Here is a 432-nt window from a genome sequence, read left to right on the forward strand (position 1 = left end):
GGACCAGGCCGCTGCTGAAGCGGAAGTCGTCGCCGGTCGCGGCCTCGATCATCCGGTGCTGGGCCAGCTCGCGCAGCGCCGGGCTGGTCGCGTCGGCGTCCTCGGGTTCGGCGTGCAGATCGCCGCCGGGCCCGCCCTCGGGGCCGGACCGGGCCAGACCGGCGACCTGACTCGCCGTGAACTCGCGGCCCAGGACCGCCGCCAGGGACAAGGCCGCGCGTTCGGCCGTGCCCAAGGCGTCGATGCGGACGCCGAGCAACGCCTGGATCGTAGAGGGCAGACCGTCGGCGCCGTCCAGGTTCGCGGGATCCGCGACCGCGAGCAGCTGCTCCAGCAGCAGCGGGTTGCCCTCCGCCCGATCGAGGACACGGGCCGGAAACCGTTGTGGCACACCGGATTCCCGCTCGGCATAGGCCTCGGCCAGTCGTGCGC

1 pseudogene is annotated in these 432 nt (G+C 74.1%); it reads right to left on the minus strand.

Features of this window, described 5'->3' with window-relative positions:
• Positions 1-391: pseudogene (locus GWK61_RS55300) on the minus strand (adenylate/guanylate cyclase domain-containing protein); the annotation flags it as partial.
• Positions 392-432 lie beyond the last annotated feature (41 nt).

Origin of the sequence: Catenulispora rubra, from assembly GCF_015356825.1 — a bacterium.
Classification (GTDB): Bacteria; Actinomycetota; Actinomycetes; order Streptomycetales; family Catenulisporaceae; genus Catenulispora; species Catenulispora rubra.